Source organism: Bacillus sp. CECT 9360 (assembly GCF_918741275.1).
GTDB lineage: Bacteria > Bacillota > Bacilli > Bacillales > DSM-1321 > Peribacillus.
Genome location: NZ_CAKKNA010000032.1, coordinates 1 through 1,588, shown reverse-complemented (window position 1 = coordinate 1,588; position 1,588 = coordinate 1). Strand labels below are relative to the sequence as shown.

Here is a 1,588-nt window from a genome sequence, read left to right as displayed (position 1 = left end):
AACTAAACCAGCTAATAGGAGTCAATAGTTTTTTATTAAAAAGAAGTATTGCTCGTGATATACTATTCAACGACACGACAAATAACCCTCCAAATGCCGTTTGGAAGGCTTTTCTTAAGTTGCTTTTTCCTGTCGATTAAGCCAAATCTAGGAACTGTTCATTTCTTTTTAGTATTGCATAAATCCATTGTAAAAGTTTATTTACACAAGCTATTATTGCCACTTTTGAAGGCTTTCCTTCATTTCGCTTTCGATCATAATATTCTTTAAGCTTCTTATTTCGAGAGCTTCTTATTCCACAAAGTACGGCCATATACAAAGCGTGTCTTAACCTGCTTGAACCCCGTTTGGTAATGTGATTTATTGAAGCTGTAAATTTACCTGATGAATGGACACTGGGATCTATACCAGCGTAAGCTACCAATTTTTTAGGGTGATTAAACCGGTCTATTTCTCCGATTTCGGAAATAATCGTTGCCGCGATTTTTCCTCCTATACCGGGAATAGATTGGATAATCTTAATTTCTTCAATTTCTTCAGCCAGGTCATCTATCTGCCTCTCCAAGCTGGATAGGTGTTCTTGGTATTGAAGAAGCATCGTAATGTACATATCCAAACTAAACAATTGGCTTTCATATACGGCTTGATGGAAGGGATTTCGCTCAGCTGAATCTATTAACGTGGCTGCCTTCTCCCTTATCCAACTTGTGGATCGTTTAATATGCATTTCCTCTATTCTCTCAATAATCTGTAGTTCCCCAGTCTTCAAAACATCTCTGGATGTTGGAAATTCCTTTAATATTTTAAGAGAAACCTTTGAAAACAAATCGCCAAATACCCCTCTATATTCAGGGAATACCTGATCAAGAATCGTGTGAAACTGCAGTTTTACCTGAACGTATAAGTTCGTAACTGTTACGTGCTGTCTTGATAAAGTTCGCAAATTTAAGAGTTTTAGTCCTCTTTTCTTGTAAGGTTCAAATTCTTCCTTGTAATACAGAACGCAAAGATGATAAGCATCAACTGCGTCAGTCTTTACCTTTCTAAGGCTTGTTTTCTTCGCTTGATAAGAAATAATTGGATTTACAAGGATATATAAATACTGACTTTCTTCGAGACACTGAATAATTGGAGTGTGGTAATGTCCCGTAGATTCAAGGATGACCGCTGGTCTGACTCCAGTTTTTCTCTCTATTTCTTTTAGGAACGAAATAAAAGAATCTAAAGCCTCCCTGGTGTGCTTTACTTTGAAGCTTTTCCCTAAGGCTTTATCTTTATCTAAAAAGGCTTGAGCCTCACTTTCTCCCTTGGCTACATCCAGACCAACTACTGGATTCATTAGGTATCTCTCCCTCACTTTTACTCACCAGTAACCCCTATTCCTTCCTGTAGTTCCATAGCTTCGCTTGTTATACGAGATCATATTGTCCCAACCAGCCTCAAACATCCTTCTACAAGTAGGGGGTGAACAGTTTAGTTGACGAGATCTCACTCCCACGCACCCGTACGTTCTACCCTGGCTACTGAAATAATAGGTCCTATTAAAAAAAGGTCAACCAGTAAAAACTGGTTAACCCTATAATACGAA

General features: G+C 38.1%; 1 protein-coding gene. It reads right to left on the bottom strand.

Annotated features, from left to right (window positions below; all coding sequences use genetic code 11):
* Positions 1 to 136: 136 nt before the first annotated feature.
* Complete coding sequence (locus LQ216_RS20200) at positions 137 to 1,339, bottom strand: IS110 family transposase (protein ID WP_230131450.1); 1,203 nt, start codon at positions 1,337 to 1,339, stop codon at positions 137 to 139.
* Positions 1,340 to 1,588 lie beyond the last annotated feature (249 nt).